Raw genomic sequence first — 26,062 nt, 5'->3', positions numbered from 1 at the left:
ATTTGTTTTCTCTATAGCTTGTTGGCGCAATCCATGGACCTGAAGCAGATCGCCTATTTCGTCGAGGTGGCGGAGCGCCGCAGCTTTTCGCGCGCGGCCGAGGCGCTGGACGTGGCGCAGCCCACGCTCAGCCGGCAGGTGCGCCTGCTGGAGCTCGAGCTGGGCCAGCATCTGCTCTATCGCAATGGCCGGGGCGTGGAGCCCACGGAGGCAGGCACACGCCTGCTCGGCCACGCGCGCGGCCTGCTGCACCTGGCCGAGCGCGCCCGCGAAGACCTGCGCACGCTGGGCGATACGCCGGCCGGCAAGGTGGTGGTGGGGCTACCGCCGCGCATCGCGCGCGTGCTGACACCCCCGCTCGTGGCGCGCTTTCGCCAGGCCTTTCCGCAGGCCTCGATCGCCGTCGCCGAAGGCTTGTCCGCGCAGGTACGGGAATGGGTGCTCGGTGGCCGGGTCGATCTGGCCTTGCTCTACGATCCGCCCGCCACGCCGCAGATCAGCATGGAATCCCTGCTGCGCGAGGAGCTGGTGCTGGTGGCGGCGACCGACGCGTATCCGGCGCTGCCTGCCCGCGTGGGCGTGGCGCAACTCTCCGCCTATCCGCTGATCCTGCCCAGTCTGCCCAATGCCATCCGCACGCTGGTGGAAGGGGTGTGCCGCCGTGCCGGGGCGCGGCTCAACGTCGTGACCGAAGTCGATGCCGTGCAGACGATTCTGGAGCTGGCCGCGCAGGGCCAAGCCTGCGCCATCCTGCCGCGCTCCGCGGCCCTGGCCTGGCCGGCGCTGGCGGTATGCCGCATCGATACCCCGGTGATCCGCAATCGGCTGGTGCTGGCCACGCCGCGCCAGCGGCCGGCCACCCGCCTCGCCGATGCGACGGCCGCGCTGCTGCGCGAGCTCGACCTCCATGCCCTGCTCTATGGAGAAGCCGCGCCCGCCGCCTGAGGCGGCGCGGCTCAGGCCGTGCAGATGTCGGCCAGATCCCAGCGTGGCCGCACCGTGAAGGCATGGCTCGTGTCGCGCAGATCCACCAGACCGGCCTTCACGCGCTCGGCGGCGGCGAAGGCGATCATGGCGCCGTTGTCGGTGCAGAGCTCGAGCGGCGGGAAATATGCCGTGGCCTTCATGCCGGTGAGCGAGCGGTCGAGTTGCGCACGCAACAGACGATTGGCGCCCACACCGCCCGCCACCACCAGCCGGCGCAGGCCGGTCTGCTTGAGCGCGCGCACGGCCTTGGCGGCCAGCACGTCGACGATGGCGGCCTGCGTGGCCGCAGACAGATCGGCGCGGGTCTGGTCGTCGATGGCGCCGTCGGCCTGAGCCGCCTTCACGCGCGTCAGCACGGCCGTCTTGAGGCCGCTGAAGCTGAAGTCCAGGTCACCGCTGTGCAACATGGGCCGGGGCAGCTCGAAGCGGCTCGCGTCGCCCTGCTCGGCCATGCGCGAGAGCGCGGGCCCGCCGGGATAGCCCAGGCCCAGCAGCTTGGCCGACTTGTCGAAGGCCTCGCCCGCGGCGTCGTCGAGCGTTTCGCCCAGGAGCTCGTAGCGCCCGACACCGTCGACCCGCATCAGCTGGGTGTGGCCGCCCGACACCAGCAGCGCCACGAACGGAAACTCGGGCCGCGGCTCGGCAAGCAGCGGCGACAGCAGATGGCCTTCGAGGTGATGGATGGGAATCGCGGGCAGCCCCTGCGACCACGCATAGGCCTGCGCCACGCTCGCACCCACCAGCAACGCACCCGACAAGCCCGGGCCCGCGGTGTACGCCACGGCGCCGATGTCGGCGCGCGCGATGCCGGCACGCGCCAGCACCTCGCGCGTGAGCGGCACGACACGGCGGATGTGGTCACGCGAGGCGAGCTCGGGCACCACGCCGCCATACTCTTCGTGCATGGCGACCTGGCTGTGCAGGGCGTGGGCCAGGAGTCCGCGCTCGGTGCAGACGGCGGCAACGCCGGTCTCGTCGCACGAGCTTTCAAAACCGAGAATAATCATGGGCCGGTATTTTACAACTGGTGCGAAAATACGCGCCAACGCGGAATGACGCGTAACAACGGGGACATGCCGCGGCCGGGCCGAGCCCGCCGTGCCCGACTCATCCATCCGGGGACCTAGCAATGCTGGAGAAGCTCTTTCAACTCAAGGCGCACGCCACCAGTGTGCGCACCGAAGTCGTGGCAGGTATCACTACCTTCCTCACGATGTCGTACATCATTTTCGTCAATCCGGACATCCTGTCCTCCACCGGCATGGACCGCGACGCCGTGTTCGTGGCCACCTGCCTGGCCGCGGCGCTCGGCTCGCTCATCATGGCGCTGCTGGCCAACTGGCCGATCGGCATGGCGCCGGGCATGGGTCTGAATGCGTTCTTCGCATTCACCGTGGTCAAGACGATGGGCTACACGTGGGAGCAGGCGCTGGGCGCCGTGTTCATCTCCGGCGTGATCTTCCTGCTGCTCACCGTGACCGGCGTGCGCGCGTGGCTGATCAAGGGCATTCCGCATTCCCTGCGCAGTGCCATCGCCGCCGGTATCGGGCTGTTCCTCGCGATCATCGCCCTCTCCACGGCCGGCATCGTGGTCGACCACCCGGCCACCAAGGTCACGCTGGGCGATCTGCGCCAGCCGGGCCCGCTGTTCGCGGTGCTGGGCTTTTTCATCATCGCGGCGCTCGACGCCATGCGCGTGCGCGGCGCCATCCTGATCGGCATCCTGGTCGTGACGGTGCTGTCGATGCTGCTGGGCTACAACGAGTTCAAGGGCGTGTTCGCCACCCCGCCCAGCCTGGCGCCCACCTTCATGCAGCTCGACATCATGGGCGCGCTGCACACGGGCTTCGTGCACGTGATCCTGGTGTTCGTGCTGGTCGAGGTGTTCGACGCCACCGGCACGCTGATGGGTGTCGCCAAGCGCGCCAACCTGATTCCGGAAGGCAAGCCCAATCGCCTCGGCCGCGCCCTGTTCGCCGACAGCAGCGCCATCGTGGCGGGCTCGATGCTCGGCACCAGCAGCACGACGGCATTCGTCGAAAGCGCCTCGGGCGTGCAGGCGGGCGGCCGCACCGGCCTGACCGCGCTCGTCGTGGCCGTGCTGTTCCTGGCGGCCCTCTTCATCTCGCCGCTCGCGGGCTCGGTGCCCGCCTACGCCACCGCGCCTGCCCTGCTCTACGTGGCCGGCCTGATGATGCGCGAGCTGATCGACATCGGCTGGAACGACGTCACCGAAGCGACGCCGGCCGCCCTGACCGCGCTGATCATGCCGTTCACCTACTCGATCGCCAACGGGCTGGCGTTCGGCTTCATCAGCTATGTAGTGCTCAAGGCCGCCACCGGCCGCTGGCGCCAGATCCACCCGGCCACGTGGCTCGTGGCCGTGCTGTTCGTGATCCGCTACGCCTTCTTCCCGGAGTAAGGGCGCACGCGCCTCGCGATCCGAGGCCCGCCCTTCCGGCGGGCCGTTTGCTTTTGCGCCCCCGAAAATCCCGCCCCCGCGACCCGGGCGCGGGCACGCCACATGCTCGCGCATGCAGGCCGCTCAATGACGGCCATACAGGATGACTATCGACCCGGCCAAGGGTAAGGTTGCTCGGTGGCTGCATTGAATTCGCCGATACACTCCCCATATACATTCGACGAATCCCATAGTTGCACGCTCAGGCGCGCGGCGTAGAACACTGGAGTCCCTCATGAGCGCATTGGCCAGCGTGCCCTTCTCGGTCCTCGACCTCGCCCCCATCGTGGCGGGCAAGACCGCGGCCGACGCCTTCCGCAGCACGGTCGACCTGGCCTGTCATGTGGAGCGTCTGGGCTATCGCCGTTACTGGCTCGCCGAGCATCACAACATCAACGGCATCGCGAGCAGCGCGACCGCCGTCCTGATCGGCCTGGTGGCGAGCCACACGCAGACGCTGCGCGTGGGCTCCGGCGGCATCATGTTGCCCAACCACGCGCCGCTCATCATCGCCGAGCAGTTCGGCACGCTCGAAACGCTCTACCCCGGCCGCATCGATCTGGGCCTGGGCCGTGCGCCCGGCAGCGACGGCGCCACGCAGCACGCGCTGCGCCGCGGACCGCGCAGCGGCCTCGAGTTTCCGCAACTGCTCGACGAGCTGCGCGGATTTTTCGCGCCCGAGCGTCCCGGCCAACCGGTGCGCGCGATCCCCGGCGCGGGCCTGGACATTCCGATCTGGCTGCTGGGCTCGAGCGATTTCTCGGCGCGGCTGGCGGCCGAACTGGGCCTGCCGTTCTCGTTTGCCGGGCACTTCTCGCCCGAAGGCATGGCCGCGATGCGGCTGTACCGCCATCTGTTCAAGCCTTCGGCCACGCTGGCCAAACCCTACGCCATGATCGGCGTGCCGGTGATCGCCGCCCCCACCGACGAAGAGGCGCAGTTCCTGTCGTCCACGCAGCAGCTCAAGTTCCTGTCGCTGATCCGGGGCAATCGCCTGCAGCTGCAGCCGCCCGTCCAGGACATCGACAACCACTGGAACGAGATGGAACGCGCCGCCGTGGCCCAACGCCTTGGCGCCTCGATCGTGGGCGGCCCGGAGACGGTGAAGCGCAAGCTCGAAGCGCTGATCGCGCAGACCGAGGCCGACGAAGTGATGATCGTCTCCGACTTCTACGAGCACGCCCATCGGCTGCGTTCGTACGAGATCGTGGCCAATCTCAAGCAGGATGCGGTGGCCGCGCAAGCGGCGTGACCATCGGATTTCAGTATCGTGATGGCCGCGAGGCATCACGCAACCAGGGCTCAGCCCGAAAAGCCGTGCACGACACGGCAAGGACGACACTATGAGTATCGTTGAACTCACCAAAGATTCCTTCCAGGATGCCATCACGCCCGACGGCACCCTGATCGTCGACTTCTGGGCACCGTGGTGTGGCCCCTGCCGTGGCTTCGCGCCCGTGTTCGAGCAGGCCGCCACCAAGCATGCCGACGTCACCTTCGCCAAGGTCAACACCGACGTCGAGCAGGAGCTCGCCGGCGCGCTGGGTATCCGTTCGATCCCCACGCTGATGGTGTTCCGCGAAAAGGTCCTGCTGTTCTCGCAACCGGGCGCGCTGTCGGCCGGTCAGCTCGATGAGCTGCTTGCCAAGGTCAAGGAAGTCGATATGGCGCAGGTCCATCGCGACATCGAACAGGCCCGCGACCAGGAAGGCGAGCAGGCCTGATCCGGCAGGCGTCAGTCGGGGACGTGCTCGTCCTCGACGCGCCAGCCCGAGCGTCCACGCGTGATGTTGGCCACCGTCTGGGCCAGCCCCTCCAGGGCCGCGCGTGGCAGCTCCAGCACGAGTTGCGCGCCTTCGCCGTCGTAATCTTCGCTCACGACCTGCGCGCCGCCCTCCGCCAGCCTGGCCTGCAGGATCGGCAGCTCGGCAAAACTGGCGCGGCAATGCACGCGCGCCAGGGCCACGATCTCGGTGCGCACGCCTGCCCGCAGGCAATTGGCCGCGCAGCCGCCATAGGCGCGCACCAGCCCGCCCGCCCCCAGCTTGATGCCGCCGAACCAGCGGATCACCAGCACCGCCACGCGGTCCAGATCCTGACCGTCGATGGCCTGCAGGATCGGCCGGCCCGCGGTGCCCCCGGGCTCGCCATCGTCGTTGTACCGGTAGCTCTGGCCGATGCGATAGGCCCAGCAGTTTTGGGTGGCATCGGGCACGCTGTGCGCGGCGAAGAAAGCCATCGCCGCGTCGACGTCCGCCACGGGCGCGGCATGCGCCACGAAGCGGCTTTTCTTGATGTCTTCCTGGTGCGTGCAGGCGGCGGTGAGCGTGTGCGTCATACGCCGCGATTGTAGCGGGTGGGCCGCAGCGCGATCCGATCAGGCGGGGCGAGGCCAAGGCTCGGGCCGGTGCGCGGAACGGGTGCGGCGCCAAGACCGTGACCGCTCAGGCCGCCGCGCGCTCGACGCCCACGGGCATCAGCCGTGGCAGTCCGGCACTTCCTGATCCAGATAGACGTCGAACGCGACGTCGCGGGCCCATTTGTCGGTCATGGCTTTCCAGGCGCCGTCGCGCGTCCAGCGCTGCATCTCGCCCTTCAGCCAGGCGGCCTGCGCGGGAGGGGCGTACCAGCCCAGCTCCTGGCGCGGCCCCGCGGCCGTCAGCGTCGCGGAAAATTTGCGCCATTCGGGATACGCCATCAGCGGCGCCCAGACCGTGTCGTCGAGCACGCCCACGTCGCAGCTGCCCTCGCGCACGGCGACCAGGGCATCGGACGGCACCTTGTGGATCTGCAGGGTCGCGCCGTGCTGCCCGGCGAGGCGCTGCGCGGCGGTGGCCGCGCTCGTCATGCACACAATCTTGCCGCGCACGTCTTCCCACTGCCGCAACGGGGTGTCGCTGCGGATCACGGCCTTGGGCCGCGGCGCATAGCCCGCGGCCACCCACGACGCCGCCGCGTCGGTCCCGGCGGCCTTGCCCTGCGCCTGCGCGGGCCGGCTGACCAGCACCACGTCGACGCGGCCTTGCGCGAGCGCCTGCGCGGCCGCCGCCGGATCGACCTGCACCCATTGCACGGGCAGCCCCAACCGCTCGCCCAGGCGCGTGGCGACCGGGCCGTCGAGGCGCTCGGCGGTGCGGATCTTGGCGCCCGCGGCCGGCACGGGCGTGACATACGCCACGCCCACCCGCAGCTCGCCGCGCGCGCGCGCCGCCTGCCACGGGTCGCCGTCGGAGGCGGTGGCCCCGTCGGCGAGCGCGAGCGTGGCGACCGCCGCGCAGGCGCTCACCAGCACGGGCAGCAGGAATCGGGAGGCGCGCCGCATGATGAGCCTCAGACGTATTGGTAGCGCAGGAGCCGGTGCTTGAGCTTCTCGAGCACGAACTGATCGATCAGCGCGGCCAGCACCGCGATGACCAGGATGTTGGTCATCACGCCGGTCATGTCGGCGATCTCGCCCGAATAGGCCAGCGAGCGGCCCAGGCCCTTGCCGAAACCGATCAGCATTTCCGCCGAGATCAGCGCGCGCCACGCATTGCCGAAGGCAAGCTGGGCACCCGTGATGAGCTCGGGCATCACGGCCGGCAGGTAGACCCGCTTGACCAGACCCCAGGGCGTGGCGCCCATCACACGCGCGGCCGACACGTGCACGCGCTGCACGGATTCGGTCGCGTTCATCACGGACAGCGCAGCCGGGAAGAAGGCCGACAGCGCGACCACCACGATGATCGGGGTATTGCCGAAGCCCATCACGATGAGGAACAACGGCACCCAGGCGATCGACGGAATCGACTGCAGGATGACGATGGCGCTGCGCAGCACTTCACGGAAAAAGAACAGCAACGCGGCGACCAGGCCGAAGCCGATCCCCGCGAGCAGCGCCAGCCCGTAGCCCGCGCCCAGACGCGTGAGCGTCCCCATCAGCGCCTGATGGAAGGCCGGGTTGCCGATGTCTTCGGCAAGGCGGGCGAGCACGCTGGGCACGTCCGGCATCAGGAAGTCGGGCAGCACCCAGGCGGCCGACTGCCACAGCAGAAGAATGAAAAGCACGCCAAGTACCCCCGCGAGGTACTTGCGCGTGCCGGTGACTCGGGTAGCGGAACTCAAAGCTTGCGCGCCTCTTGCCAGGACAGGTCGACGATCGAGCTGACGTCGTACGGCTTGCCGTCACGCGTCTTGAGCGAACCCTGAGCCTGCAGGATGTCGGCGATCTCCTGCATGCGCTTGGTGTCCTTGTCGGTGAGCTTGGGCGTGAACACCTGCGTCGTGATGGCTTCGGTGATCACGGTCTCGCGCGGCAGGTCGCCACGCTTGAGCGTCTTGAGCGTGGGCTCGGCGATGAAGTACGAGGCGATCAGCTTGGAGGCCTCGGCGGGCTTTTGCTGCAGCAGGTCGATGGCCGACTTCTGCGCGTCGAGCGCCTTCCAGACGTCGTCCTTGCGCTTGGTCAGCGTTTCGCCCGAGGTGATCACGACCATGCACGGGAACGGCCAGGCCTCGCCCACTTCGTAGATCTGCTTGACCGGCGCGATCAGCTGCGCGATGCGGTCATAGGGCTCGAACAGGAACGCCGCGTCGACGCGCTTGCCCACCAGCGACTGCACCGCCACGGCCGGGCTCACGCCCATCACATTGACGTCGTCGGCCTTCAGGCCGCCCTCTTTGAGCACCACGCCCTTGAGCACCACGTCGGCCGTGCTGCCCTCGGCCTGCGAGGCCAGCGTCTTGCCCTTCAGGCCGGCGATGTCCTTGATGCCGGCGTCGTCACGCACCAGCAGCGAGTGATAGCCCTGCTGTGCGCCGCCCACCACTTTGAGGTCGGCGCCCTTCGAGGCCCAGGCCACGGCATTGGTGAAGCCGAGCACGCCGATGTCGAGCTGGCCGCCCACGATGGCCTTGATGAGGTCGGTGCCCGACTTGAATTCGATCAGCTCCGTATCCAGACCGGCGTTCTTGTAGAACCCGCCTTCCTGCGCCACGATCGCCTGCGCGTCGTCCATCACGCGCAGATAGCCCACGCGGAACTTCTCGGCGGCCATCACGGGCGCGGCGGCCAGCAGGGCCGCGGCGAGCGGCAGGGAAAGCCATTGCTTCAGTTTCATCTTCGGAACTCCGGTAAGGATCGGGCAATAAGGGGCATGACGCCGCGCGAGGGCGGCGCGATGAAAGTGGGGAGAACGCTCAGGCGGCCAGGACCTGCGGGGCGGCCTGGGCGTGGGCATCGACGGTGATGCCGAGCAGGCGCAGGATCTCGCGCTTCTCGCCGGCCAGATCGGCCAGATCGTGCGTCTTGGCGCGATGGCGCAGATTGAACTCCTTCAGCACGCGCGCGGGCCGCGGGCTGAACACCACGATGCGGTCGGCCAGGAACAGGGCCTCGTCGACATCGTGCGTCACCAGCAGCACGGTGGGCTTTTCCTGCTCGATGAGCTGGCGCAGCACGTCCTGCAGCGACAGGCGCGTCAGCGCGTCCAGCGCGCCGAAGGGCTCGTCCATCAGCATGGTCTTGGGCTGCGCGATGAAGGCGCGGGCCAGCGCGGCGCGCTGGCGCATGCCGCCGGACACCTGATGCGGGTAATAGGCTTCGAAACCATCCAGGCCGACGCGGGCCAGCCAGCCGTCGGCGCGTTCGCGCGCCGCCTTCTTCGGCACATTCTGGAATTCCAGCGCCAGGGCCACGTTGTCGCGCAGCGTGAGCCAGGGATAGAGCGCGTGCTCCTGAAACACCAGCGTGCGGCTGGGGTGCGGTCCGGTGACGGGCTGACCATCGGCCAGCACGCGGCCGTCCGTCGCCTTCTCGAGGCCGGCGGCCAGGTGCAGCAGCGTCGACTTGCCGCAGCCCGAGGGGCCCACCAGCGCGACCAGCTCGCCGGTCTTGAACTCGCTGGAAAAGCCGTCCACGACCTGGAGGGAGCCGAACTGTTTGTGCACGTGGTCGAAAGTCAGGTTCATAGGGCAAAGGGCGCGGGTCGCGCGCGGCCGGCGCACAAGGCACCAGGGTTTGTGAAGACCCTAATCTAACAATCTGTTATATGAACCCAAACTATAAATATCTTCTTTTTTAAGACCCATAAGTAATAAAGCCCGCCGCGGCGGGTGCCGGGCGGGCTTCATCGGACCGGGCGCTGAGGCCCGGCCGGCGCGGCGGCGGATCAGCCGTCGATGCCGCGCGAGGAGAGGTAGTCTTCGTAGTTGCCGCGGTAATCGATCAGCTCGCCCGACGGCAGGATCTCGATGATGCGGGTGGCCAGGCCCGACACGAATTCGCGGTCGTGCGACACGAAGATCAGCGTGCCTTCGTACTTCTCGAGGGCAAACTGCAGCGATTCGATCGATTCCATGTCCAGGTGGTTGGTGGGCTCGTCGAGCAGCAGGACGTTGTGGCGGCCCAGCATCAGGCGGCCGAAGGTCATGCGGTTCTTTTCGCCGCCGGACAGCACCTTGGGCGCCTTGGGCAGATCGTCGTTGCCGAACAGCAGACGGCCCAGCGCCGAGCGGATCGCCTGGTCGTCGTCGCCCGGCTGGCGATGCTCGGCCATCCAGTCGAACAGGTTGATGTCGGTCTGCTGGAACTGATCGGAGACGTCCTGGGCCATGTAACCCAGATCGGCGTTTTCCGACCACTTGACGCTGCCCGAGTCGGGCGCCAGATCATTGGCCAGCAGGCGCAGCAGCGTGGTCTTGCCGACGCCGTTGGCGCCGATGATGGCGATCTTTTCGCCGGCGTCGACCATGGCCGAGAAGTCGCGGATAACCGGCTGGTCGTACGACTTGGACAGGCGCTCGACCGTGACGGCCAGGCGGTGCATGACCTTGTTCTGCTCGAAGCGGATGTAGGGATTCTGGCGCGACGAGGGCTTGACCTCGACCTGGTCGGCCTTGATGCGGTCGATCTGCTTCAGGCGCGAGGTGGCCTGACGCGACTTGGACTTGTTGGCCGCGAAGCGGCGCACGAAGTCCTGGAGTTCGGCGATGCGTTCCTTGGCCTTGGCGTTATCGGCCGAGACGCGGGTGCGGGCCTGGGTGGAGGCCAGCATGTAGTCGTCGTAGTTGCCCGGATAGATCCGGATCTCGCGGTAATCCAGGTCGGCCATGTGGGTGCAGACCTGGTTCAGGAAGTGACGATCGTGGCTGATGATGATCATCGTGCTCTGGTAGCTGTTGAGCACGTTTTCGAGCCAGCGGATCGTGTTGATGTCGAGGTTGTTGGTCGGTTCGTCGAGCAACAGCACATCGGGATTCGAGAACAGCGCCTGCGCCAGCAGCACGCGCAGCTTCCAGCCCGGCGCGATTTCGTTCATCAGCAGGTTGTGCTGGTCGACCGCGATTTCCAGGCCCAGCAGCAGCTCGCCGGCGCGCGCTTCGGCCGTGTAGCCATCGAACTCGGCGAACTTCGCTTCGAGGTCGGCCGCGCGCATGTAGTCGTCGTCGGTGGCTTCGGGGTTGGCGTAGATTGCGTCGCGCTCTGACATCGCGTTCCACATTTCGGTGTGGCCCATCATCACCACATCGAGCACGCGCTTGTCTTCGAACGCGAACTGGTCCTGGCGCAGCTTGCCCAGGCGCACGCCGGGCTCCAGCGACACGTTGCCCCCGCTCGACTCCAGGTCACCGCCGATGATCTTCATGAACGTCGACTTGCCGGAGCCGTTGGCGCCGATCAGCCCGTACCGGTTGCCTTCTCCGAACTTGACGCTGACGTTTTCGAAGAGGGGCTTGGGACCGAACTGGATAGTGAGATTGGCTGTGGAGATCACGGTGTATGAAGGAGGCTGCGGCAGCGCGCCAGACCCGCGGAAAAGCCGCCGGGAACGCGCATGCGAAACCCGGTAGTGTACCAAGCCCGCGCGGCGGATGTGTGGCGCCCCTGCCCCACCCCGGCCGCCGCGCGCTGGCGTGCACGCACGCCCAACGAAAACGGCGGCGCCGAGGCGCCGCCGTATCGGAACATCGTCCGGGCTGGCCCGGGCGCGCGCGGCGCCCGGTCGGGGCAGCCGCGTGATATGTCCCCTAGTAGACCCCCACCGAGTGCCGTGCCACGTAATGGCCCTCGCCCACCTGCACCAGCGGCTCCACGCGCGGCTCGTCGCCCACCTTGCGCACCGGGCTCGGAATCTCGTCGACCAGCAGCGAACGCTGACGATGGCGGCGCTGCGGGTCGGCGATCGGCACCGCGGCCATGAGCTTCTTGGTGTAAGGATGCTGGGGGTTCTCGAAGATCGCGCGGCGCGGGCCGATCTCCACGATCTGCCCCAGATACATCACCGCGACGCGATGGCTGACGCGTTCGACCACCGCCATGTCGTGCGAGATGAACAGGAACGACACGCCCAGCTCGCGCTGCAGGTCGAGCAGCAGATTCACGATCTGCGCCTGGATCGACACGTCCAGTGCCGAGACCGACTCGTCGGCGATCACGACCTTGGGGTTGAGCGCCAGGGCCCGTGCGATGCAGATGCGCTGGCGCTGGCCGCCCGAAAATTCGTGCGGATAGCGATCGATCATGTCCGGCAGCAGCCCGCACTTGTCCATGAGCCAGCGCACGCGCTCCTGGGCCGCCTTGCCGCTCGCCGCCTTGTGGATCAGGAGCGGCTCCATGATCGAATCGCCCACCGTCATGCGCGGATCGAGCGAGGCGAAGGGATCCTGGAAAATGAACTGGATGTGGCGACGCAGCGATTGCATGGCCGCGCCGCGCAGGGCGCCGATGTTCTGGCCATCGAACTCGATGCTGCCGCCCTGGCTCTTCACGAGTTGCAGCAGCGACCGCCCGGTGGTGGTCTTTCCGCAGCCGGACTCGCCCACCAGCGAGAGCGTCTCGCCGGGGTACAGATCGAAACTGACCTTCTCGACCGCATGCACGCGCTTCTGCACACCGCCAAAAATGCCGCCGTGGATGTCGAAGCGGGTGATGAGGTCACGCACCTTCAGCACCGGGCCCGCCTCGCGGCGCACGGTGTCGAGCGGTTCGGCGTCGGATTGCGCTTCGGTCACGCCGTCCACCCGCAGCAGCGGAAACGGCGCGGGCTGATTGGTACCGTGCATCGCGCCCAGGCGCGGCACCGCCGACAGCAGCGCGCGGGTATAGGCATGACGCGGCTCGGCGAACACGTCGTCGGACGTGCCCTCTTCGACCTTGTCGCCGCGATACATCACGAGCACGCGGTCGGCGACCTCGGCCACCACCCCCATGTCGTGGGTGATGAAGATCACGCCCATGTCCATCTCTTCCTGGAGCTGACGGATCAGCTGCAGGATCTGAGCCTGGATCGTGACGTCCAGCGCGGTGGTCGGCTCGTCGGCGATCAGGAGCTGGGGCTTGCACGAGAGCGCCATCGCGATCATCACGCGCTGGCGCATGCCGCCCGACAACTGGTGCGGGTAGCGGTCGAGGATGGCCTTCGCTTCGGGGATGCGCACGCGCTCCAGCATGCGCAGCGTCTCGGCGCGCGCCGCGGCGGCGTCCAGGCCCTGGTGCAGCTGCAGCGCCTCGGCGATCTGGTTGCCGGCCGTGAAGCTCGGGTTGAGCGAGGTCATCGGCTCCTGGAAGATCATGGCGACATCGGCGCCGCGCACGCGTTCGAGCGTGCGCTCTTCGGCGCGCGCCAGATCCAGCACTTCGCCGCTGCGCCGGCGCAGCAGCATGTCGCCGGAGGCGATGCGGCCGCCGCCGTATTCGACGAGGCGCATCAGCGCGAGCGAGGTGACCGACTTGCCCGAACCCGACTCGCCGACGATGGCGAGCGTCTCGCCGCGATCGACGTGGAACGACACATTGCGCACGGCCTCGACCGTGCGCGTGGGCGTATTGAACCGCACGGTGAGGTCCTGGACCTGCACCACGCGTTGAGAATCCATGCTTGCCATCGTATTCATTTCTCTTGGCGCGGATCGAGCGCGTCGCGCAGCCCGTCGCCGAGCAGGTTGAAACCCAGCACCGCCAGGAAGATCGCCGATCCGGGGAAGATCGACATCCAGGGCGCCTGCGTCATGAAGTTTTTCGCCGTGTTCAGCATCGAACCCCAGGACGGGTTCGGCGGCTGCAGACCCAGGCCCAGGAACGACAGGCTGGCCTCGGCGATGATGGCCGTGGCGATCGTGATGGTGGCCTGCACGATGAGCGGCGGCATCACGTTCGGGAAGATGTGGCGGCCGATGATGCGCAGGTCGGAGGCCCCGAGGGCCCGCGCGCTCTGCACGTAATCTTCGTTGCGCACCGCCAGCACCTGGCCGCGTGTGATCCGGATGAACTTCGGCGCGGCGGACACGCCGATCGCGATCATCGCGTTGATCAGGCTGGGGCCCAGGAAGGCGGCCAGCGCGATCGCCAGGATCAGGAACGGAATCGCGAGCAGCGCTTCGGTGGCGCGCGAGATCACGCTGTCGGTCCAGCCGCCGAAGTAGCCGGCGGCCAGCCCGAACGGCACGCCGACCACCAGCGCGATCAGCACCGAGACCATGCCGGCCATCAGCGACGCGCGGGCGCCGTAGATCATGCGGCTATAGATGTCGCGGCCCAGCTCGTCGGTGCCCAGCCAGAACGCCGACGAAGGCGCCTTGCGGATGGTCATGAAGCTGGTCTGGAAGGGATCGTGGCTCGCGAGCAGCGGGGCGAAGATCGCCAGCACCACGAAGAACAGCACGATGAAGGCGCCGACGAGGGCCACCTTGTTGCGTTTGAATTTGTTCCACGCGCGGTTGCCGGCGCGGGGCGGCACGGCGGGCGCCGTTGCGGTCGTTGCGCTCATTGGTGCCTCAGGCGGGGATTGACGAGAATGTAGAGAACGTCGGCGATCAGGTTCATCACGATGAAGCCCACGGCCACGCAGAGCACCACGCCCTGCACCACCGCGTAGTCACGGTTGAACACCGCATCGACGATCAGCTTGCCGAAGCCCGGAATCGTGAACACCTGCTCGGTCAGCACCGCGCCGGCGAGCAGCTCGCCGAACAGCAGCGTGACCAGCGTCACGATGGGCATCAGCGCATTGCGCAGCGCGTGGCGCAGCACCACCTTGCGCGCCGACACGCCTTTGGCGCGCGCGGTGCGCACATAGTCGGCCGACAGCGCCTCGAGCATGGCCGAGCGCGTGTGCCGCATCAGATACGCCGCGATCGCCGTCGACAGCACGAGCGACGGCATCAGCATGGTCTTGAACGAGAGCCAGAGATCCTCGGAGGGCGGCACATAGCCCGAGGCGGGCAGCAGCTTCCATTGCACCGACACCACCATGATGAGGATGATGCCCAGCCAGAAATTCGGTATCGACATGCCTGAGAGCGCCGCGACGTTGGCACCCATCTCGACCGAGGTGCCCTTGCGCACCGCGGCGATGATGCCCAGCGGAATCCCGACCAGCACCGCGAAGAACATGGCCATGGCGGCCAGCTGCAGCGTCACGGGCAGCTTCTGGGCGATCAGCGAGGTCACGGGCACATCGGTACGGATCGACTTGCCCAGGTCGCCCTGCATCACCTGCGAGACCCAGGCCACATACTGCATGGGCAAGGGATCGTTGAGCCGGTATTTGTCGCGCAGATAGTCGAGCACGGCCGGGTCGCGCTCTTCGCCGGCCAGTGTCAGCACCGGGTCGCCGGGCAGAATTTTTTGCAGCATGAACACGATCATCGACACCAGGATCAGTGTCGGGATCGCGACCACCATGCGGCGCAGGATCAGTTTCAACATGTGCGTAAAACCATAAAACAACGAAACACGCCCGGGCGCCCCGCAGGCAGCGGCGCGTCCGGGCGATCAGGCTCTTACTTCTGGGCCAGCGTGACGCCCTTCAGGCGGATCATGCCATCGGGGTACGGCGCGAAGCCGCGCACGTTCTTGGCCAGCACGAAGGGCCAGGGTTGGTAGTACAGGTAGATGTTGTGCGCGTCGTTGTGCAGGATGGTCTGCGCCTGGTCGTAGATGGCCTTGCGCTTCGCTTCATCGGGCACCGTGCGCGCGTCGGCGAGCAGCTTGTCGACCTCGGCGTTGCAGTAGCGGCCGTCGTTGAGCGCGCCCTTGCACGTGACGAACTGATAGATGTTGCCATCGGGATCGACGCGGCCGGACCAGCCGCGCAGAATGATCTCGAAGTTGCCGGCGGAGGCTTCGTTCAGCAGCGCCGCGTACTCGGTCGGACGCAGGTTGAGCTTGAAGCCCGCTTCGGCCGCCATGGCCTGGATCATCTCGGCGATGGCCGACGTGGTGGTGTTGTTGCCGAAGGCAAACTCGCCGCGCACTTCGGTCAGGCCGGCTTCCTTGAGCAGCGCGCGCGCCTTGGCCACGTCACGCTTGGGCACCGGGAACTTGTCGCTGTGGTAGGGGCTGGCGGGCGGGAACGGCTGGCTGGCCGCATCGAAGATGCCGCCGCCGACGACCTGATTGATCACGTCGCGGTCGATCGACAGCTCCAGGGCGCGGCGCACGCGCACATCCTTGAAGGCGTTGTCGGCGCGCTTGCCGTTGTTCAGATTGAAGAACATTTCCTGGAAGCCCAGGCCGGCCACGGGCGCGAACTGCACGCTCTTGTCGTCCTTCACCTGCGGCGCGTCGGAGGGATTCAGGCGCTCGAGGATGTCGAGGCCGCCGGCGCGCAGGTTCTGCAGGCGCACGGTGGTGTCGGGGATCGGCAGGAAGACCAGCCGCTTGAACGCGTAATCCTTGGCGTCGTAGTACTGGTCGAACTTCTCGAGCACGATGCGATCGTTCTGCACCCGCTCGACGAACTTGTACGGGCCCGAGCAGACCGGCTTGCGGCCGACGTTGGCCGAGTCGCCTTCGAAGGTCTTGGGCGAGAGCATCATGCCGGCGCGGTCGGACAGCTGCGCGAGCAGCGTGGCATCCGGCCGCTTGAGCGTGAGGACCAGCGTGTCGGCCGCCGGCGCGTCGATCTTCTCGACCGATGCCAGCTCGCCCTTGCGCATGCTGTCCTGCAGGTTCATGGCGCGCTCGAGGTTGGCCTTGGCCGAGGCGGCGTCGAACTTGCTGCCGTCGTGGAAGGCGGCGTCGGTGCGCAGCTTGAAGGTCAGGACCTTGTTGTCTTCGGACCAGCTCCACGAGGTGGCCAGCTGCGGCACGAAATGCAGCTTCTGGTCGATGTCGACGAGCTTGTCGCACAACGAGGTGAACACGATGCGGCCCACGTAGGTGCGCGCGCGGTGCGGGTCCAGTACGTCGGGATCTTCTTGCAGGCCGATGCGCAGATCCTGCGCCGCCACGGTGCCGCCGATCATCGCCAGCAGCGCGCCGCCGAGCGCGAGACCAAATCGTTGCTTCAGTTTCATTATCCGTTTCCCCTTGGATGTCGTTGACTGATTGCGTGGAGAGAGTGTGGCGGCGCGGCCGGGGCCGCGCCGCGCGCCGTCAGAAGCCGACGGCCTGGCCGTCGCGGCGGCTGTCGCTGGCCGCCACATAGCCACGTTCGTTGTCGCTTTCGTCGAGGCGCCAGATGAACTGGCCGGCGCCGAAATCCATATAGGGATCGTCGACCGACTTCAGGGCATGGCCCAGGTCCTTCAAACCCTGGACGACAGACTGATTCATGGACGACTCGACGTCAAGCGTGAAATCGCGGTTGACCTTCCAGCGCGGCGCGCAGCAGGCGGCCTGGGGCGACTGGTGGTAATCGAGCATGCGGATAACCGTCTGCAGGTGACCCTGGGGCTGCATGTCGCCGCCCATCACGCCGAAGCTCATCACGGGCTTGCCGCCACGGGTGAGGAAGCCCGGAATGATGGTGTGGAAGGGGCGCTTGCCGGGTTCCACCACATTGGCCGACGCGGGGTTCATGGAGAAGCCCACGCCGCGGTTCTGCATGCTGATACCGGTGCCCGGCACAACCACGCCGGAGCCGAAGCCCATGTAGTTGGACTGGATGAACGAGATCATCATGCCGTTTTCGTCGGCGGCGGTCAGGTAGACCGTGCCACCGGCATGCGGACGGCCAGCCTCGAAATGCGTCGCGCCATCCAGGCGGATCAGCTTGGCGCGGCTGTCGAGGTAGGCGTCGGACAGCATCTGCTCGGGCGTGACTTCCATGCTGCGCGGATCGGCCACGTAGCGATACAGGTCGGAGAAGGCGAGCTTCATCGCCTCGATCTGCACGTGCTGCGATTGCACCGAGTCCACCGGCATGTTGGCCAGATCGAAGCGCTCGCAGATGCCCAGCGCGATCAGGGCGGCGATGCCCTGGCCGTTCGGCGGGATCTCGTTGAGCTCGTAGCCGCGATAGGACTTGCTGATCGGCTCGACCCATTCCGGCTTGTAGTTGCGCAGGTCGTCGAGCGTCATGGCACCGCCGCACTCCTTGCTGAAGGCGGCGATGCGCTCGGCCAGCTCGCCTTCGTAGAAGTCGCGGCCCTTGCTGGCGGCGATGCGGCGCAGCGTGTTGGCCGCGTCGGGGAAGCGGAAATGCTCGCCCACGGCCGGTGCGCGGCCCTCGGGCATGAAGGCGGCGGCGTAGCCGGGCTGGTCCTTGAGCTCGGACGCGGCGGCGGCCCACTTGTGCGCCACCACCGGCGGCACGGTGTAGCCGCGCTCGGCGATTTCGATCGCCGGGTCGAACAGTTGGTCGAACGGCAGCTTGCCGAGCTTCTCGTGCAGGGCGGCCCAGCCGGCCACCACGCCCGGCACCGTCGCCGAATCCCAGCCGCGCTTGGGCTGCTTGGCAAAGCCATCGGGGCCCGTGCCGTACTTCTGCTTGAAGTAGTCGACGTTCCAGGCGGCCGGGGCCACGCCGGAGGAATTCAGGCCGTGCAGCTTGTTGCCATCCCAGACCAGCGCGAAGCAGTCGCCGCCCAGCCCGCACGACACCGGCTCGGTCAGCACGATCGTGGCCGCGGCCGCGATCGCGGCGTCGACCGCGTTGCCGCCCTTGAGCAGGATGCGCAGGCCCGCCTGCGCCGCCAGCGGGTGCGAGGTCGACACCACGTTGCGCGCGAACAGCGGAATCCGATGGGAAGGATAAGGATTGGACCAATCGAAGGATTTCATGGCAGCAGCCCCACGGCTCAAAGCAAAGGAAGCTGGCGAAGGTACTCCCGTGCTTTAATTAAATCAATTTGATTTGTTGATCCGTCATCAAAGAATTTTTTATATAACGCCACGCTTACGGGTATACCCGAATGAGCTCTTTACGCTTCATGCGGACCTTTCTGGCGGTCGCCCACCACGGCACCTTTTCCGAGGCCGCCGAGCAGGTCGCCCTCACCCAGGCCGCCGTGAGTTTTCAGATGCGCGCGCTGGAGGCCGAATTGGGACGCGAGCTGTTCGATCGCAGCGGCCGTCTCGCCATCCTGAACGCCGCGGGCCGCGAGCTGCTGCCCGAAATCAAGCAGTTAGTGGATTTTTACGACCGACTGCGCGTGCCGCGCAATCCCGCCGACGAACTGGCGGGCGCCGTGTCCGTGGGCGCCATCGTGTCGTGCATGGGCACGCTCTCCAAGGTGGTCACGCGCATGAAGCGCGAGCATCCGGGTCTGGACGTGCGGGTGTTCTCGGGCAAGGCCAGCGAGCTGGCCGGCAAGGTGGAGGCCGGCGAACTCGATGCCGCCTTCGTGGTGGAGGCCGGCCGCAAGATGGCCAGCACGCGCTGGACGCCGCTCTATGAAGAGCCGCTGGTGGTGCTGTCGCATCCCTCGGCCACCGGCAGCGGCGTGCGCGAGCTGCTGATGCAGAACCCGTTTCTGCGCTTCGACCGTACCCAGCGCACCGGCCTGCAGATCGACCGCGTGCTGCGCCGCCTGGGCGTGACGGTGGACGATTTCCTCGAGCTCAATGCGATCGAAACGCTGGTGGAACTGGTGCGCCAGGAAACCGGCGTTACCTTGCTGCCGCTGCTCAATGGCAGCCACTGGCTCAACGCGCCGGATCTGCGGGTGTGGCGTTTGCCCGCCGATCTGGACGCGGTGGCTCGCACGATCGGCATGCTCGAACGGCGCGAACACGCGCGCCAGCACATCACGGCGGCGATCTGCGAAGCCTGCCTGCCGGTGTTCCGGGCGCGCCAGCCCAGCGCCTGATCACGGCCGCCCCAAAGCAAAAGCGGCCGGAATGCGGCCGCTTTTGTGGAGCGTGGCGGCCCGGGCCGCCCTGCGTGCGCCGATCAGAGCGCCTGCTCGTCGGCCTCGCCAGTGCGGATGCGGATGGCCTGCTCGACCGGCGTGACGAAGATCTTGCCGTCGCCGATCTTGCCGGTGCGCGCCGCCTTCAGCACGGCCTCGATGGCCTGATCGACCAGCTCGTCGGCCAACACGACCTCGACCCGGATCTTGGGCAGGAAGTCCACCACGTATTCGGCGCCACGGTAGAGCTCGGTGTGACCCTTCTGGCGGCCGAAGCCTTTGACTTCGGTCACGGTCAGGCCGCTGACGCCGACCTCGGCCAGCGCTTCGCGGACCTCGTCGAGCTTGAACGGTTTGATGATGGCGGTGACTTGTTTCACGTTCTGCAGTCCTGGAGATGTTGAACGGGTCGGCTCAAAGGCGTTCCCGGAATCCGTTGGTGACAGGATAACGCCAATCGCGGCCGAACGCGCGAGGCGTGATGCGCGGGCCGGGAGGCGCCTGGCGCCGTTTGTATTCGTTGATGCGGATCAGCCGCACGACCTGCTCGACGGCCTCCGGCGCGAAGCCCTCGGCCACGATCTCGGCCGGCGCCGCGTTCTGCTCCATATAGCGGGCCATGATGGCGTCGAGCACGTCGTACGGCGGCAGGCTGTCCTGGTCGGTCTGGTCGGGGCGCAGCTCGGCCGATGGCGCACGCGTGATGATGCGCTCCGGAATCACGTCGCCGCGCGTATTGCGCCAGGTGGCGAGGCGGTACACCAGCGTTTTGGGCACATCCTTGATGACCGCGAAGCCGCCCGCCATGTCGCCATACAGCGTGCAGTAGCCGGTGGTCATCTCCGATTTGTTGCCGGTGGTGAGCACCAGACGGCCCGTCTTGTTCGACAGCCCCATGAGCAGCGTGCCGCGAGCGCGGGCCTGGATATTTTCTTCGGTGGCGTCCACGGGGCGGCCGGCAAAGTGCGGCGCGAGCGCGGCCTCGAAGGCCTCGACCACCGGCCCGATGACGATCTCGTCGTATTGCACGCCGACGCGGCGCGCCATGTCGGCGGCGTCGGTGAGCGAGATGTCGGCGGTGTAGCGCGACGGCATCATCACCGCGCGCACGTTGTCGGCGCCGATGGCGTCGACCGCCACCGCGAGTACCACGGCGGAATCGATCCCGCCAGACAGACCGATGATCACGCCCGGAAAGCCGTTTTTGCCGAGGTAGTCGCGCACACCCAGCACCAGCGCGTTCCAGACCTGCTCCTCGAGGGCGTACGGCGCGACATCGGCGCCGGCGCTCAGAGGCCGCACAGCACCCGCCGCGTCGACCTCGATCAGGTTCACGCCTTCGGTGAAATCCGGCAGACGCGCGGCGCAACGGCCCTGCGCGTCGAGTGCGAACGACGCGCCATCGAACACCAGCTCGTCCTGGCCGCCCACCAGATTCGCATAGACCAGCGCGCAGCCAGTGGCCTGCACGCAGCGCGCGGCCACGGCCTGGCGCGCCTCCTGCTTGCCGGTGTTGTAGGGCGAACCATTCGGCACCAGCAGCACCTGCGCACCGGCGCGCGCGCTCTGCACGGGCGCGCGGTCGAACCAGATGTCTTCGCAGATCACCACGCCCAGGCGGACGTCCTTGACCGTGAAGACCAGCGGCTCGCTGCCCGCCTCGAAATAGCGCTGCTCGTCGAAGACCGCGTAGTTGGGCAGCTCCTGCTTGCGATAGGTGCCGATCACCCGGCCCTCGCACAGCACGGACGCGGCGTTGTAGAGCCCCTGGGCGTCGGCCGCCACATGCCCCACCACCACATGCAGACCGGCGAGGCCGGCCAGGTCGGCGCGCAGCTGCTCGAGCACGGCCAGCTGACGCGTCACGAAAGACGGACGCAGCAGCAGGTCTTCAGGGGGATAACCGACCAGAACCAGCTCGGGCGTGACCAGCACATCCGCGCCTTGGGCGTGGGCATCGCGGGCGGCGGCGAGCACCTTGCCGGCATTGCGATCGAGATCGCCCACACAGGCGTTGATTTGGGCGATGGCGACCCGGACTGCACTCATGAACGACGATTCCCGCTGACGGTATGAAAGGCGGGGGCGATTATCGCACGGGGCGCACGGCGTGGAACCGCCTCGATCCGCCTGCGCAACAGGGCCGGAAACCGGTGAAAACGCCCCGGTTTGGTGCATGCGGGAGCGCGGCTGGCGAGGCGCGGCTGGCGAGGCGCGGCCGGCCAGGCGCGGCCGGCGGCGCGCCTCGCCCTCCCCTAACGCTCCGTCGACGCGATCTGCTCGCGCTGCGCTTCGTTGAGCGCGGCGGCGCGCATGTCGCCGGCGAACTTGCCGAAGTCAGCTCCGGACGGCGCCTGATACAGACGCAGGCCCAGTTCGGGCAGCACGGCCAGCAGATGGTCGAAGATATCGCCCTGGATGCGCTCGTACTCGACCCAGGCGGTGATCGCGGTGAAGCAATACACCTCGATCGGAATCCCTTCGGTCTGCGGCTCCATCATGCGTACCATCATCGCCATGTCCTGGCGCACTTCGGGATGTTGGCGCAGATACGCCAGCGCGTACATGCGGAAGGTGCCGATGTTGGTCAGGCGGCGCCGGTTGGCGGGCACCGACGCCAGCTCGCCGAGCTTGTTGTTCGTCTCGGTGATCGCATCTTCCTTGGCGATCAGGTAATCGTGCAGCAGATGCACGCCCTTCAGGCCGCGGGCGTCGTTCTCGTCCAGAAAGCGCACGCTGGTGGCGTCGATGCGCAGCGTGCGCTTGATGCGCCGGCCGCCCGACTCGAACATCTGACGGTAGTTGCGGTAGCTCTCGGAAAACAGCTTGTAGGTCGGCACGGTGGTCACCGTGTTGTCCCAGTTCTGCACCTTCACCGTATGCAGCGCGATGTCTTTGACGAAGCCGTCGGCGTTGGCCTGCGGCATCTCGATCCAGTCGCCGATGCGCAGCATGTCGTTGGAGGTGAGCTGGGTGCTGGCCACCAGGGACAGCAGCGTGTCCTTGAACACCAGCAGCAGCACGGCCGACAGCGCACCCAGACCGGAGATCATCCACAGCGGCGAGCGGTCGATCATGATCGACAGCACCAGCACCGTGCACACCGCGTACAGCATCAGTTTGCCGATCTGGATGTAACCCTTGATCGACCGCGTCTGCGCGCGCGTGGTGGCCGAGTAGGTGTCCTGCCAGGCGCTGAGCAGGCCGCTCACGCCGATGAACACGCAGATCCAAGCGGCCGCGTGCGACAGCCGCCCGACCACGGTCACGACCCGCTCGGCATGCGGCACCATATCGATGCCCAACGACACCACGGCGAACGGCACCGCATACCAGAAGTTGTGATACGCCCGCCGCTTCGCGAGCGCCTTGTCCCAATCATCGCGGCCCGTCGCCACCAGCAGCCGGTGCGCGAAGTAGAGCACCAGGCGCGCGACCACCCACTGGGCAAACAGCGCCGTCAGCACCAGCGCCCCCACCCCGACCAGGGTTTGCGCCCACGGCTGGGACGGCACCGAGTGGTCGAGCACGTCGACGAGGTTTTCCCATTGCATGGCCAAGACAGCATTCCTTCTAACAATCCGGGCCCAGATTATCCGCCATCGGGCCGCCGCGAAGGGTTTCAGACTGTGGCGGCGGCTCGCAAGGGCGCCGCCGCTGGCCCTATAATCCCCGCCATCATGGCAAATACTCCCGACTCCAATCAGAACCAGTTCGCCAACAAGGCGAGCGCCTGGTCCGCCCGTTTCTCCGAACCGGTCTCCGATCTCGTCAAGCGCTACACGGCCTCCGTCGATTTCGACAAGCGCCTCGCGCGCCACGACATCCGTGGCTCGCTGGCGCATGCCGACATGCTGGCCGCCCAGGGCATCATTTCGGCCGACGATCTCGCCGCCATCCAACGCGGCATGCAACAGATCAGCGGCGAAATCGACGCGGGCACGTTCCAGTGGCTGCTCGACCTCGAAGACGTGCACCTGAACATCGAAAAGCGCCTGGTCGAGCTCGTCGGCGATGCCGGCAAGCGCCTGCACACCGGCCGTTCGCGCAACGATCAGGTGGCCACCGACATCCGCCTCTGGCTGCGCGACGAAATCGACGGCCTGATCGAGCTGCTGCGCCAGCTGCGCCGCGCGCTGGCGACCGTGGCGCTGGACAACGCCGGCACCATCCTGCCGGGCTTCACCCATCTGCAAGTGGCGCAACCGGTCACGTTCGGCCATCACCTGCTCGCCTACGCCGAGATGTTCGGCCGCGACGCCGAGCGCCTGGCCGACGTGCGCAAGCGCGTGAACCGCCTGCCGCTGGGCGCCGCCGCGCTGGCCGGCACCAGCTTCCCGATCGACCGCGAGCGCGTGGCGCGCACGCTGGACTTCGACGGGGTGTGCCGCAACTCGCTCGACGCCGTGTCGGATCGCGACTTCGCCATCGAGTTCTGCGCCGCCGCCGCGCTCATCATGACCCACGTCTCGCGCCTGTCGGAAGAGCTCGTGATCTGGATGAGCCCGCGCGTGGGCTTCATCGACCTGGCCGACCGCTTCTGCACCGGCAGCTCGATCATGCCGCAAAAGAAAAACCCCGACGTGCCCGAGCTGGCACGCGGCAAGACCGGCCGCGTCAACGGCCACCTCGTCGCGCTGCTGACCCTGATGAAGGGCCAGCCCCTGGCCTACAACAAGGACAACCAGGAAGACAAGGAAGGCCTGTTCGACACCGTCGACACCGTGCGCGACACGCTCACGCTGTTCGCCGACATGGCCGGCGGCATCAAGGTCAAGCCCGACAACATGCGCGCCGCGGCCCTGCAGGGCTTCGCCACCGCCACCGATCTGGCCGACTACCTGGTCAAGCGTGGCCTGCCGTTCCGCGACGCCCACGAAGTCGTGGCCCACGCCGTGCGGGATTGCGAGCAGCGCGGTTGCGATCTGGCCGACCTCACCACCGACGAGCTCAAGGCGTACAACCCCGCCATCGCCGACGACGTGCACGAGGTGCTCACGCTCGAAGGCTCGGTGGCGGCACGCAACCACATCGGCGGCACCGCCCCTGAGCGCGTGCGCGAAGAGGCCCAACGCGTGCTGGACCAGACCGCCCAGGCCTGAGCCCGGCCGCGCGGCGCGTGCGGGCCCGATCGCGGGCCGACGCGCCGGCACCAAGCAAAAGCCCCGCCATGGCGGGGCTTTTGCTTAAGGGTACTGCCCGCGGCCGATGGGCCGGGCCGGGCCGGGCCTGGCTTGGCTTGGCTTGGCCTGGCCTGGGCTGGCCGGGCCTGACCTGGCCTGACCTGACCTGACCGGGCCTGACCGGGCCCGACCGGGCCGGGCCGCTACCGACTCAGACGCCGGTCCACTCGCTGGTGAACTTGCGGAAATCCGGGCGCTCGATCTTCGGCACCTCGCAACCGGGCGTGCCGATCGCCAAAAAGCCCAGGAAACGGTGATCCAGCGAATCGAAGCCGAGCTTTTCCTGCACTTCTTCGACATAGGTGCCCAGGCCCGTGCTCCAGAACGCGCCGTAGCCCAGCATATGGACCGCGTTCAGGATGTTCATCACGGCGGTACCGGCCGCCAGGATCTGCTCCTGCTCCTGGATCTTGCCGTCTTCGATCTTGGCGGCCAGGGCCAGGAAGAGCGGCACGCTCGCCATCCACTCGCGCACCGACTTCTCTTTCTCGGGCGTCATGCGCGGATCGCCGCTGCGCTTGACCGCGTCGAGCGCCATGTCCGCCAGCTTGGCGATGTTCTCGCCGCGGATGATCTTGAAGCGCCACGGCCGCAGCGCGCCGTGGTCCGGCGCGCTCATGGCGGCCTGCAGAATCTGTTCGAGCTCGTCGGGCTTGGGCGCCGGCGCACGCAGGAATTTCATCGAACGGCGGCTGCTCAGGGCGTGGAGCGGGGAAACGGTATCGGTCAAGGACATGGGTGACAGAGCCAAATGCAAAAAAGATAGATTCTCATATTACGCCAGGCATGTGCCCGGCGCGGACAAGTCCCGCCCGGTGACAGGGACTTCGAACGGAGTCGGGCTGTTCAACCCAGGTGGGTGTGCCGCTCGGGCCGCTCTTCCACCTGCATCTCGGACAGCCCGTGCAGAATGCCGCAGTCTTCGGCGTCCGGATGGGCCGACAGGCAACGCTGCCGCAGCTCATCGAGCTGGGCTTTCAACTGCGTGAGCTCGGCGATGCGTTCGTCGACGTGAGCGATGTGCTCGTCGAACAGCTCGTTGATCGGCCCGCACCCCGTCGTGTGATTGTCGGCCAGCGTCAGGATCTGCCGGATCTCGTCCTGCGTCATGTCGAGCGCGCGGCAATTGCGGATCAGGCGCAGCCGGTCGAGATGCACTTGGCCATAGCTACGGTAGTTGTTCAGGCCGCGCTCGGGTGCCGGCAACAGCCCTTCCTTCTCGTAATAGCGCACCGTCTCGACCGTCGTGCCGGCCGCCTTGGCGAGTTCACCGATCTTCATGGGACCTCCCTCGAATGCCGGGCGCCGCAATATCGGCGCCCCGCTTGACCCTATAGTAACTCCAGGGTGTTGAATCGCACCATACCCGGCCGGT

Annotated in this window: 23 protein-coding genes; 6 read left to right on the top strand and 17 right to left on the bottom strand. The window is 67.3% G+C overall.

Annotation, left to right across the window (positions count from 1 at the left end; translation table 11 throughout):
* Window positions 1-33 precede the first annotated feature (33 nt).
* Window positions 34-945, top strand: coding sequence for a LysR family transcriptional regulator (locus CEK29_RS09280; protein WP_176456867.1), 912 nt, complete (start codon window positions 34-36; stop codon window positions 943-945).
* Between the two features lie 11 nt (window positions 946-956).
* Here the strand turns inward: CEK29_RS09280 and tsaD are convergent, their stop codons facing one another.
* Window positions 957-1,994 (bottom strand): tRNA (adenosine(37)-N6)-threonylcarbamoyltransferase complex transferase subunit TsaD, encoded by a 1,038-nt coding sequence (tsaD, locus tag CEK29_RS09275; protein ID WP_094799298.1) that lies wholly within the window; start codon window positions 1,992-1,994, stop codon window positions 957-959.
* Window positions 1,995-2,116: 122 nt separating this feature from the next.
* Here tsaD and CEK29_RS09270 point away from each other — a divergent pair, with 122 nt between their 5' ends.
* The 3 genes from CEK29_RS09270 (at window position 2,117) to CEK29_RS09260 (ending at window position 5,172) form a co-directional block, all read left to right on the top strand.
* Window positions 2,117-3,409 (top strand): NCS2 family permease, encoded by a 1,293-nt coding sequence (locus tag CEK29_RS09270; RefSeq protein WP_094857902.1) that lies wholly within the window; start codon window positions 2,117-2,119, stop codon window positions 3,407-3,409.
* Between the two features lie 274 nt (window positions 3,410-3,683).
* On the top strand, window positions 3,684-4,700 hold the full coding sequence (locus CEK29_RS09265) for an LLM class flavin-dependent oxidoreductase (RefSeq protein WP_094799296.1): 1,017 nt from the start codon (window positions 3,684-3,686) through the stop codon (window positions 4,698-4,700).
* A gap of 91 nt (window positions 4,701-4,791) precedes the next feature.
* Window positions 4,792-5,172 (top strand): thioredoxin family protein, encoded by a 381-nt coding sequence (locus tag CEK29_RS09260; RefSeq protein WP_094799295.1) that lies wholly within the window; start codon window positions 4,792-4,794, stop codon window positions 5,170-5,172.
* Between the two features lie 11 nt (window positions 5,173-5,183).
* On the opposite strand, the gene CEK29_RS09255 is transcribed toward CEK29_RS09260, so the two are convergent.
* From CEK29_RS09255 to ggt, 11 genes are all read right to left on the bottom strand, one after another.
* The gene (locus tag CEK29_RS09255) at window positions 5,184-5,786 is read right to left on the bottom strand and encodes an IMPACT family protein (protein ID WP_094857901.1); all 603 of its coding nucleotides are present in this window, start codon (window positions 5,784-5,786) and stop codon (window positions 5,184-5,186) included.
* 138 nt (window positions 5,787-5,924) lie between these two features.
* On the bottom strand, window positions 5,925-6,770 hold the full coding sequence (locus tag CEK29_RS09250; RefSeq protein WP_094857900.1) for a substrate-binding periplasmic protein: 846 nt from the start codon (window positions 6,768-6,770) through the stop codon (window positions 5,925-5,927).
* 8 nt (window positions 6,771-6,778) lie between these two features.
* Entirely contained in the window at window positions 6,779-7,552 is a 774-nt protein-coding gene (locus tag CEK29_RS09245; protein WP_094857899.1) for an ABC transporter permease, read from the bottom strand.
* Window positions 7,549-8,547, bottom strand: a complete 999-nt coding sequence (locus CEK29_RS09240) for an ABC transporter substrate-binding protein (protein ID WP_094799291.1) — start codon at window positions 8,545-8,547, stop codon at window positions 7,549-7,551. Before CEK29_RS09240 ends, CEK29_RS09245 begins: the two co-directional genes overlap by 4 nt.
* Before the next feature lie 79 nt (window positions 8,548-8,626).
* Window positions 8,627-9,397 carry an ABC transporter ATP-binding protein gene (locus CEK29_RS09235; protein ID WP_094799290.1) on the bottom strand — a complete coding sequence of 257 codons (771 nt, stop codon included), beginning with the start codon at window positions 9,395-9,397 and terminating at the stop codon, window positions 8,627-8,629.
* Window positions 9,398-9,597: 200 nt separating this feature from the next.
* Window positions 9,598-11,202: an ABC-F family ATPase gene (locus tag CEK29_RS09230; protein ID WP_170948420.1), complete on the bottom strand. Its 1,605-nt coding sequence runs from the start codon at window positions 11,200-11,202 to the stop codon at window positions 9,598-9,600.
* Between the two features lie 253 nt (window positions 11,203-11,455).
* Window positions 11,456-13,303 carry a dipeptide ABC transporter ATP-binding protein gene (locus tag CEK29_RS09225; protein ID WP_255176113.1) on the bottom strand — a complete coding sequence of 616 codons (1,848 nt, stop codon included), beginning with the start codon at window positions 13,301-13,303 and terminating at the stop codon, window positions 11,456-11,458.
* Window positions 13,304-13,317: 14 nt separating this feature from the next.
* The gene (locus CEK29_RS09220) at window positions 13,318-14,193 is read right to left on the bottom strand and encodes an ABC transporter permease (RefSeq protein ID WP_094857897.1); all 876 of its coding nucleotides are present in this window, start codon (window positions 14,191-14,193) and stop codon (window positions 13,318-13,320) included.
* Window positions 14,190-15,134, bottom strand: coding sequence for an ABC transporter permease (locus tag CEK29_RS09215; RefSeq protein ID WP_094799287.1), 945 nt, complete (start codon window positions 15,132-15,134; stop codon window positions 14,190-14,192). Before CEK29_RS09215 ends, CEK29_RS09220 begins: the two co-directional genes overlap by 4 nt.
* A gap of 74 nt (window positions 15,135-15,208) precedes the next feature.
* Window positions 15,209-16,726, bottom strand: a complete 1,518-nt coding sequence (locus CEK29_RS09210; RefSeq protein WP_094857896.1) for an ABC transporter substrate-binding protein — start codon at window positions 16,724-16,726, stop codon at window positions 15,209-15,211.
* 79 nt (window positions 16,727-16,805) lie between these two features.
* Complete coding sequence (ggt, locus tag CEK29_RS09205) at window positions 16,806-18,434, bottom strand: gamma-glutamyltransferase (RefSeq protein WP_094799285.1); 1,629 nt, start codon at window positions 18,432-18,434, stop codon at window positions 16,806-16,808.
* Window positions 18,435-18,565: 131 nt separating this feature from the next.
* On the opposite strand from ggt, the gene CEK29_RS09200 reads away from it, so the two are divergent.
* Window positions 18,566-19,462 (top strand): LysR family transcriptional regulator, encoded by an 897-nt coding sequence (locus CEK29_RS09200; RefSeq protein ID WP_094857895.1) that lies wholly within the window; start codon window positions 18,566-18,568, stop codon window positions 19,460-19,462.
* An 83-nt stretch (window positions 19,463-19,545) separates the two neighbouring features.
* Here the strand turns inward: CEK29_RS09200 and CEK29_RS09195 are convergent, their stop codons facing one another.
* The 3 genes from CEK29_RS09195 to CEK29_RS09185 all read right to left on the bottom strand — a co-directional run bounded on the left by CEK29_RS09195 (window position 19,546) and on the right by CEK29_RS09185 (window position 23,058).
* Window positions 19,546-19,884: a P-II family nitrogen regulator gene (locus tag CEK29_RS09195; RefSeq protein WP_094799283.1), complete on the bottom strand. Its 339-nt coding sequence runs from the start codon at window positions 19,882-19,884 to the stop codon at window positions 19,546-19,548.
* Window positions 19,885-19,918: 34 nt separating this feature from the next.
* The gene (locus CEK29_RS09190) at window positions 19,919-21,553 is read right to left on the bottom strand and encodes an NAD+ synthase (RefSeq protein WP_094857894.1); all 1,635 of its coding nucleotides are present in this window, start codon (window positions 21,551-21,553) and stop codon (window positions 19,919-19,921) included.
* Window positions 21,554-21,759: 206 nt separating this feature from the next.
* On the bottom strand, window positions 21,760-23,058 hold the full coding sequence (locus CEK29_RS09185) for a mechanosensitive ion channel family protein (RefSeq protein WP_094799479.1): 1,299 nt from the start codon (window positions 23,056-23,058) through the stop codon (window positions 21,760-21,762).
* A gap of 126 nt (window positions 23,059-23,184) precedes the next feature.
* Here CEK29_RS09185 and argH point away from each other — a divergent pair, with 126 nt between their 5' ends.
* Complete coding sequence (gene argH, locus CEK29_RS09180; protein ID WP_094799281.1) at window positions 23,185-24,606, top strand: argininosuccinate lyase; 1,422 nt, start codon at window positions 23,185-23,187, stop codon at window positions 24,604-24,606.
* 232 nt (window positions 24,607-24,838) lie between these two features.
* Here the strand turns inward: argH and CEK29_RS09175 are convergent, their stop codons facing one another.
* Both CEK29_RS09175 and cadR read right to left on the bottom strand, forming a co-directional pair.
* Entirely contained in the window at window positions 24,839-25,423 is a 585-nt protein-coding gene (locus CEK29_RS09175) for a nitroreductase family protein (RefSeq protein ID WP_094799280.1), read from the bottom strand.
* 110 nt (window positions 25,424-25,533) lie between these two features.
* Window positions 25,534-25,968, bottom strand: coding sequence for a Cd(II)/Pb(II)-responsive transcriptional regulator (cadR, locus tag CEK29_RS09170; protein ID WP_094799279.1), 435 nt, complete (start codon window positions 25,966-25,968; stop codon window positions 25,534-25,536).
* Window positions 25,969-26,062 lie beyond the last annotated feature (94 nt).

This window comes from Bordetella genomosp. 5, assembly GCF_002261475.1.
Classification (GTDB): Bacteria; Pseudomonadota; Gammaproteobacteria; order Burkholderiales; family Burkholderiaceae_B; genus Bordetella.
Note: the sequence above shows the minus strand (reverse complement) of the source record. Positions and strands in the feature narration are given on the sequence as shown.

Bases quoted from the DNA above. Each gene is read 5' to 3' on its own strand.
- CEK29_RS09235 (WP_094799290.1), bottom strand. From the start codon at position 9,397: ATGAACCTGACTTTCGACCACGTGCACAAACAGTTCGGCTCCCTCCAG.
- ggt (WP_094799285.1), bottom strand. From the start codon at position 18,434: ATGAAATCCTTCGATTGGTCCAATCCTTATCCTTCCCATCGGATTCCG.
- CEK29_RS09250 (WP_094857900.1), bottom strand. From the start codon at position 6,770: ATGCGGCGCGCCTCCCGATTCCTGCTGCCCGTGCTGGTGAGCGCCTGC.
- CEK29_RS09265 (WP_094799296.1), top strand. From the start codon at position 3,684: ATGAGCGCATTGGCCAGCGTGCCCTTCTCGGTCCTCGACCTCGCCCCC.
- argH (WP_094799281.1), top strand. From the start codon at position 23,185: ATGGCAAATACTCCCGACTCCAATCAGAACCAGTTCGCCAACAAGGCG.
- CEK29_RS09280 (WP_176456867.1), top strand. From the start codon at position 34: ATGGACCTGAAGCAGATCGCCTATTTCGTCGAGGTGGCGGAGCGCCGC.
- CEK29_RS09225 (WP_255176113.1), bottom strand. From the start codon at position 13,303: ATGGATTCTCAACGCGTGGTGCAGGTCCAGGACCTCACCGTGCGGTTC.
- CEK29_RS09215 (WP_094799287.1), bottom strand. From the start codon at position 15,134: ATGTTGAAACTGATCCTGCGCCGCATGGTGGTCGCGATCCCGACACTG.
- CEK29_RS09220 (WP_094857897.1), bottom strand. From the start codon at position 14,193: ATGAGCGCAACGACCGCAACGGCGCCCGCCGTGCCGCCCCGCGCCGGC.
- CEK29_RS09200 (WP_094857895.1), top strand. From the start codon at position 18,566: ATGAGCTCTTTACGCTTCATGCGGACCTTTCTGGCGGTCGCCCACCAC.
- tsaD (WP_094799298.1), bottom strand. From the start codon at position 1,994: ATGATTATTCTCGGTTTTGAAAGCTCGTGCGACGAGACCGGCGTTGCC.
- CEK29_RS09240 (WP_094799291.1), bottom strand. From the start codon at position 8,547: ATGAAACTGAAGCAATGGCTTTCCCTGCCGCTCGCCGCGGCCCTGCTG.
- CEK29_RS09260 (WP_094799295.1), top strand. From the start codon at position 4,792: ATGAGTATCGTTGAACTCACCAAAGATTCCTTCCAGGATGCCATCACG.
- CEK29_RS09175 (WP_094799280.1), bottom strand. From the start codon at position 25,423: ATGTCCTTGACCGATACCGTTTCCCCGCTCCACGCCCTGAGCAGCCGC.
- CEK29_RS09255 (WP_094857901.1), bottom strand. From the start codon at position 5,786: ATGACGCACACGCTCACCGCCGCCTGCACGCACCAGGAAGACATCAAG.
- CEK29_RS09270 (WP_094857902.1), top strand. From the start codon at position 2,117: ATGCTGGAGAAGCTCTTTCAACTCAAGGCGCACGCCACCAGTGTGCGC.
- CEK29_RS09185 (WP_094799479.1), bottom strand. From the start codon at position 23,058: ATGCAATGGGAAAACCTCGTCGACGTGCTCGACCACTCGGTGCCGTCC.
- CEK29_RS09190 (WP_094857894.1), bottom strand. From the start codon at position 21,553: ATGAGTGCAGTCCGGGTCGCCATCGCCCAAATCAACGCCTGTGTGGGC.
- cadR (WP_094799279.1), bottom strand. From the start codon at position 25,968: ATGAAGATCGGTGAACTCGCCAAGGCGGCCGGCACGACGGTCGAGACG.
- CEK29_RS09210 (WP_094857896.1), bottom strand. From the start codon at position 16,726: ATGAAACTGAAGCAACGATTTGGTCTCGCGCTCGGCGGCGCGCTGCTG.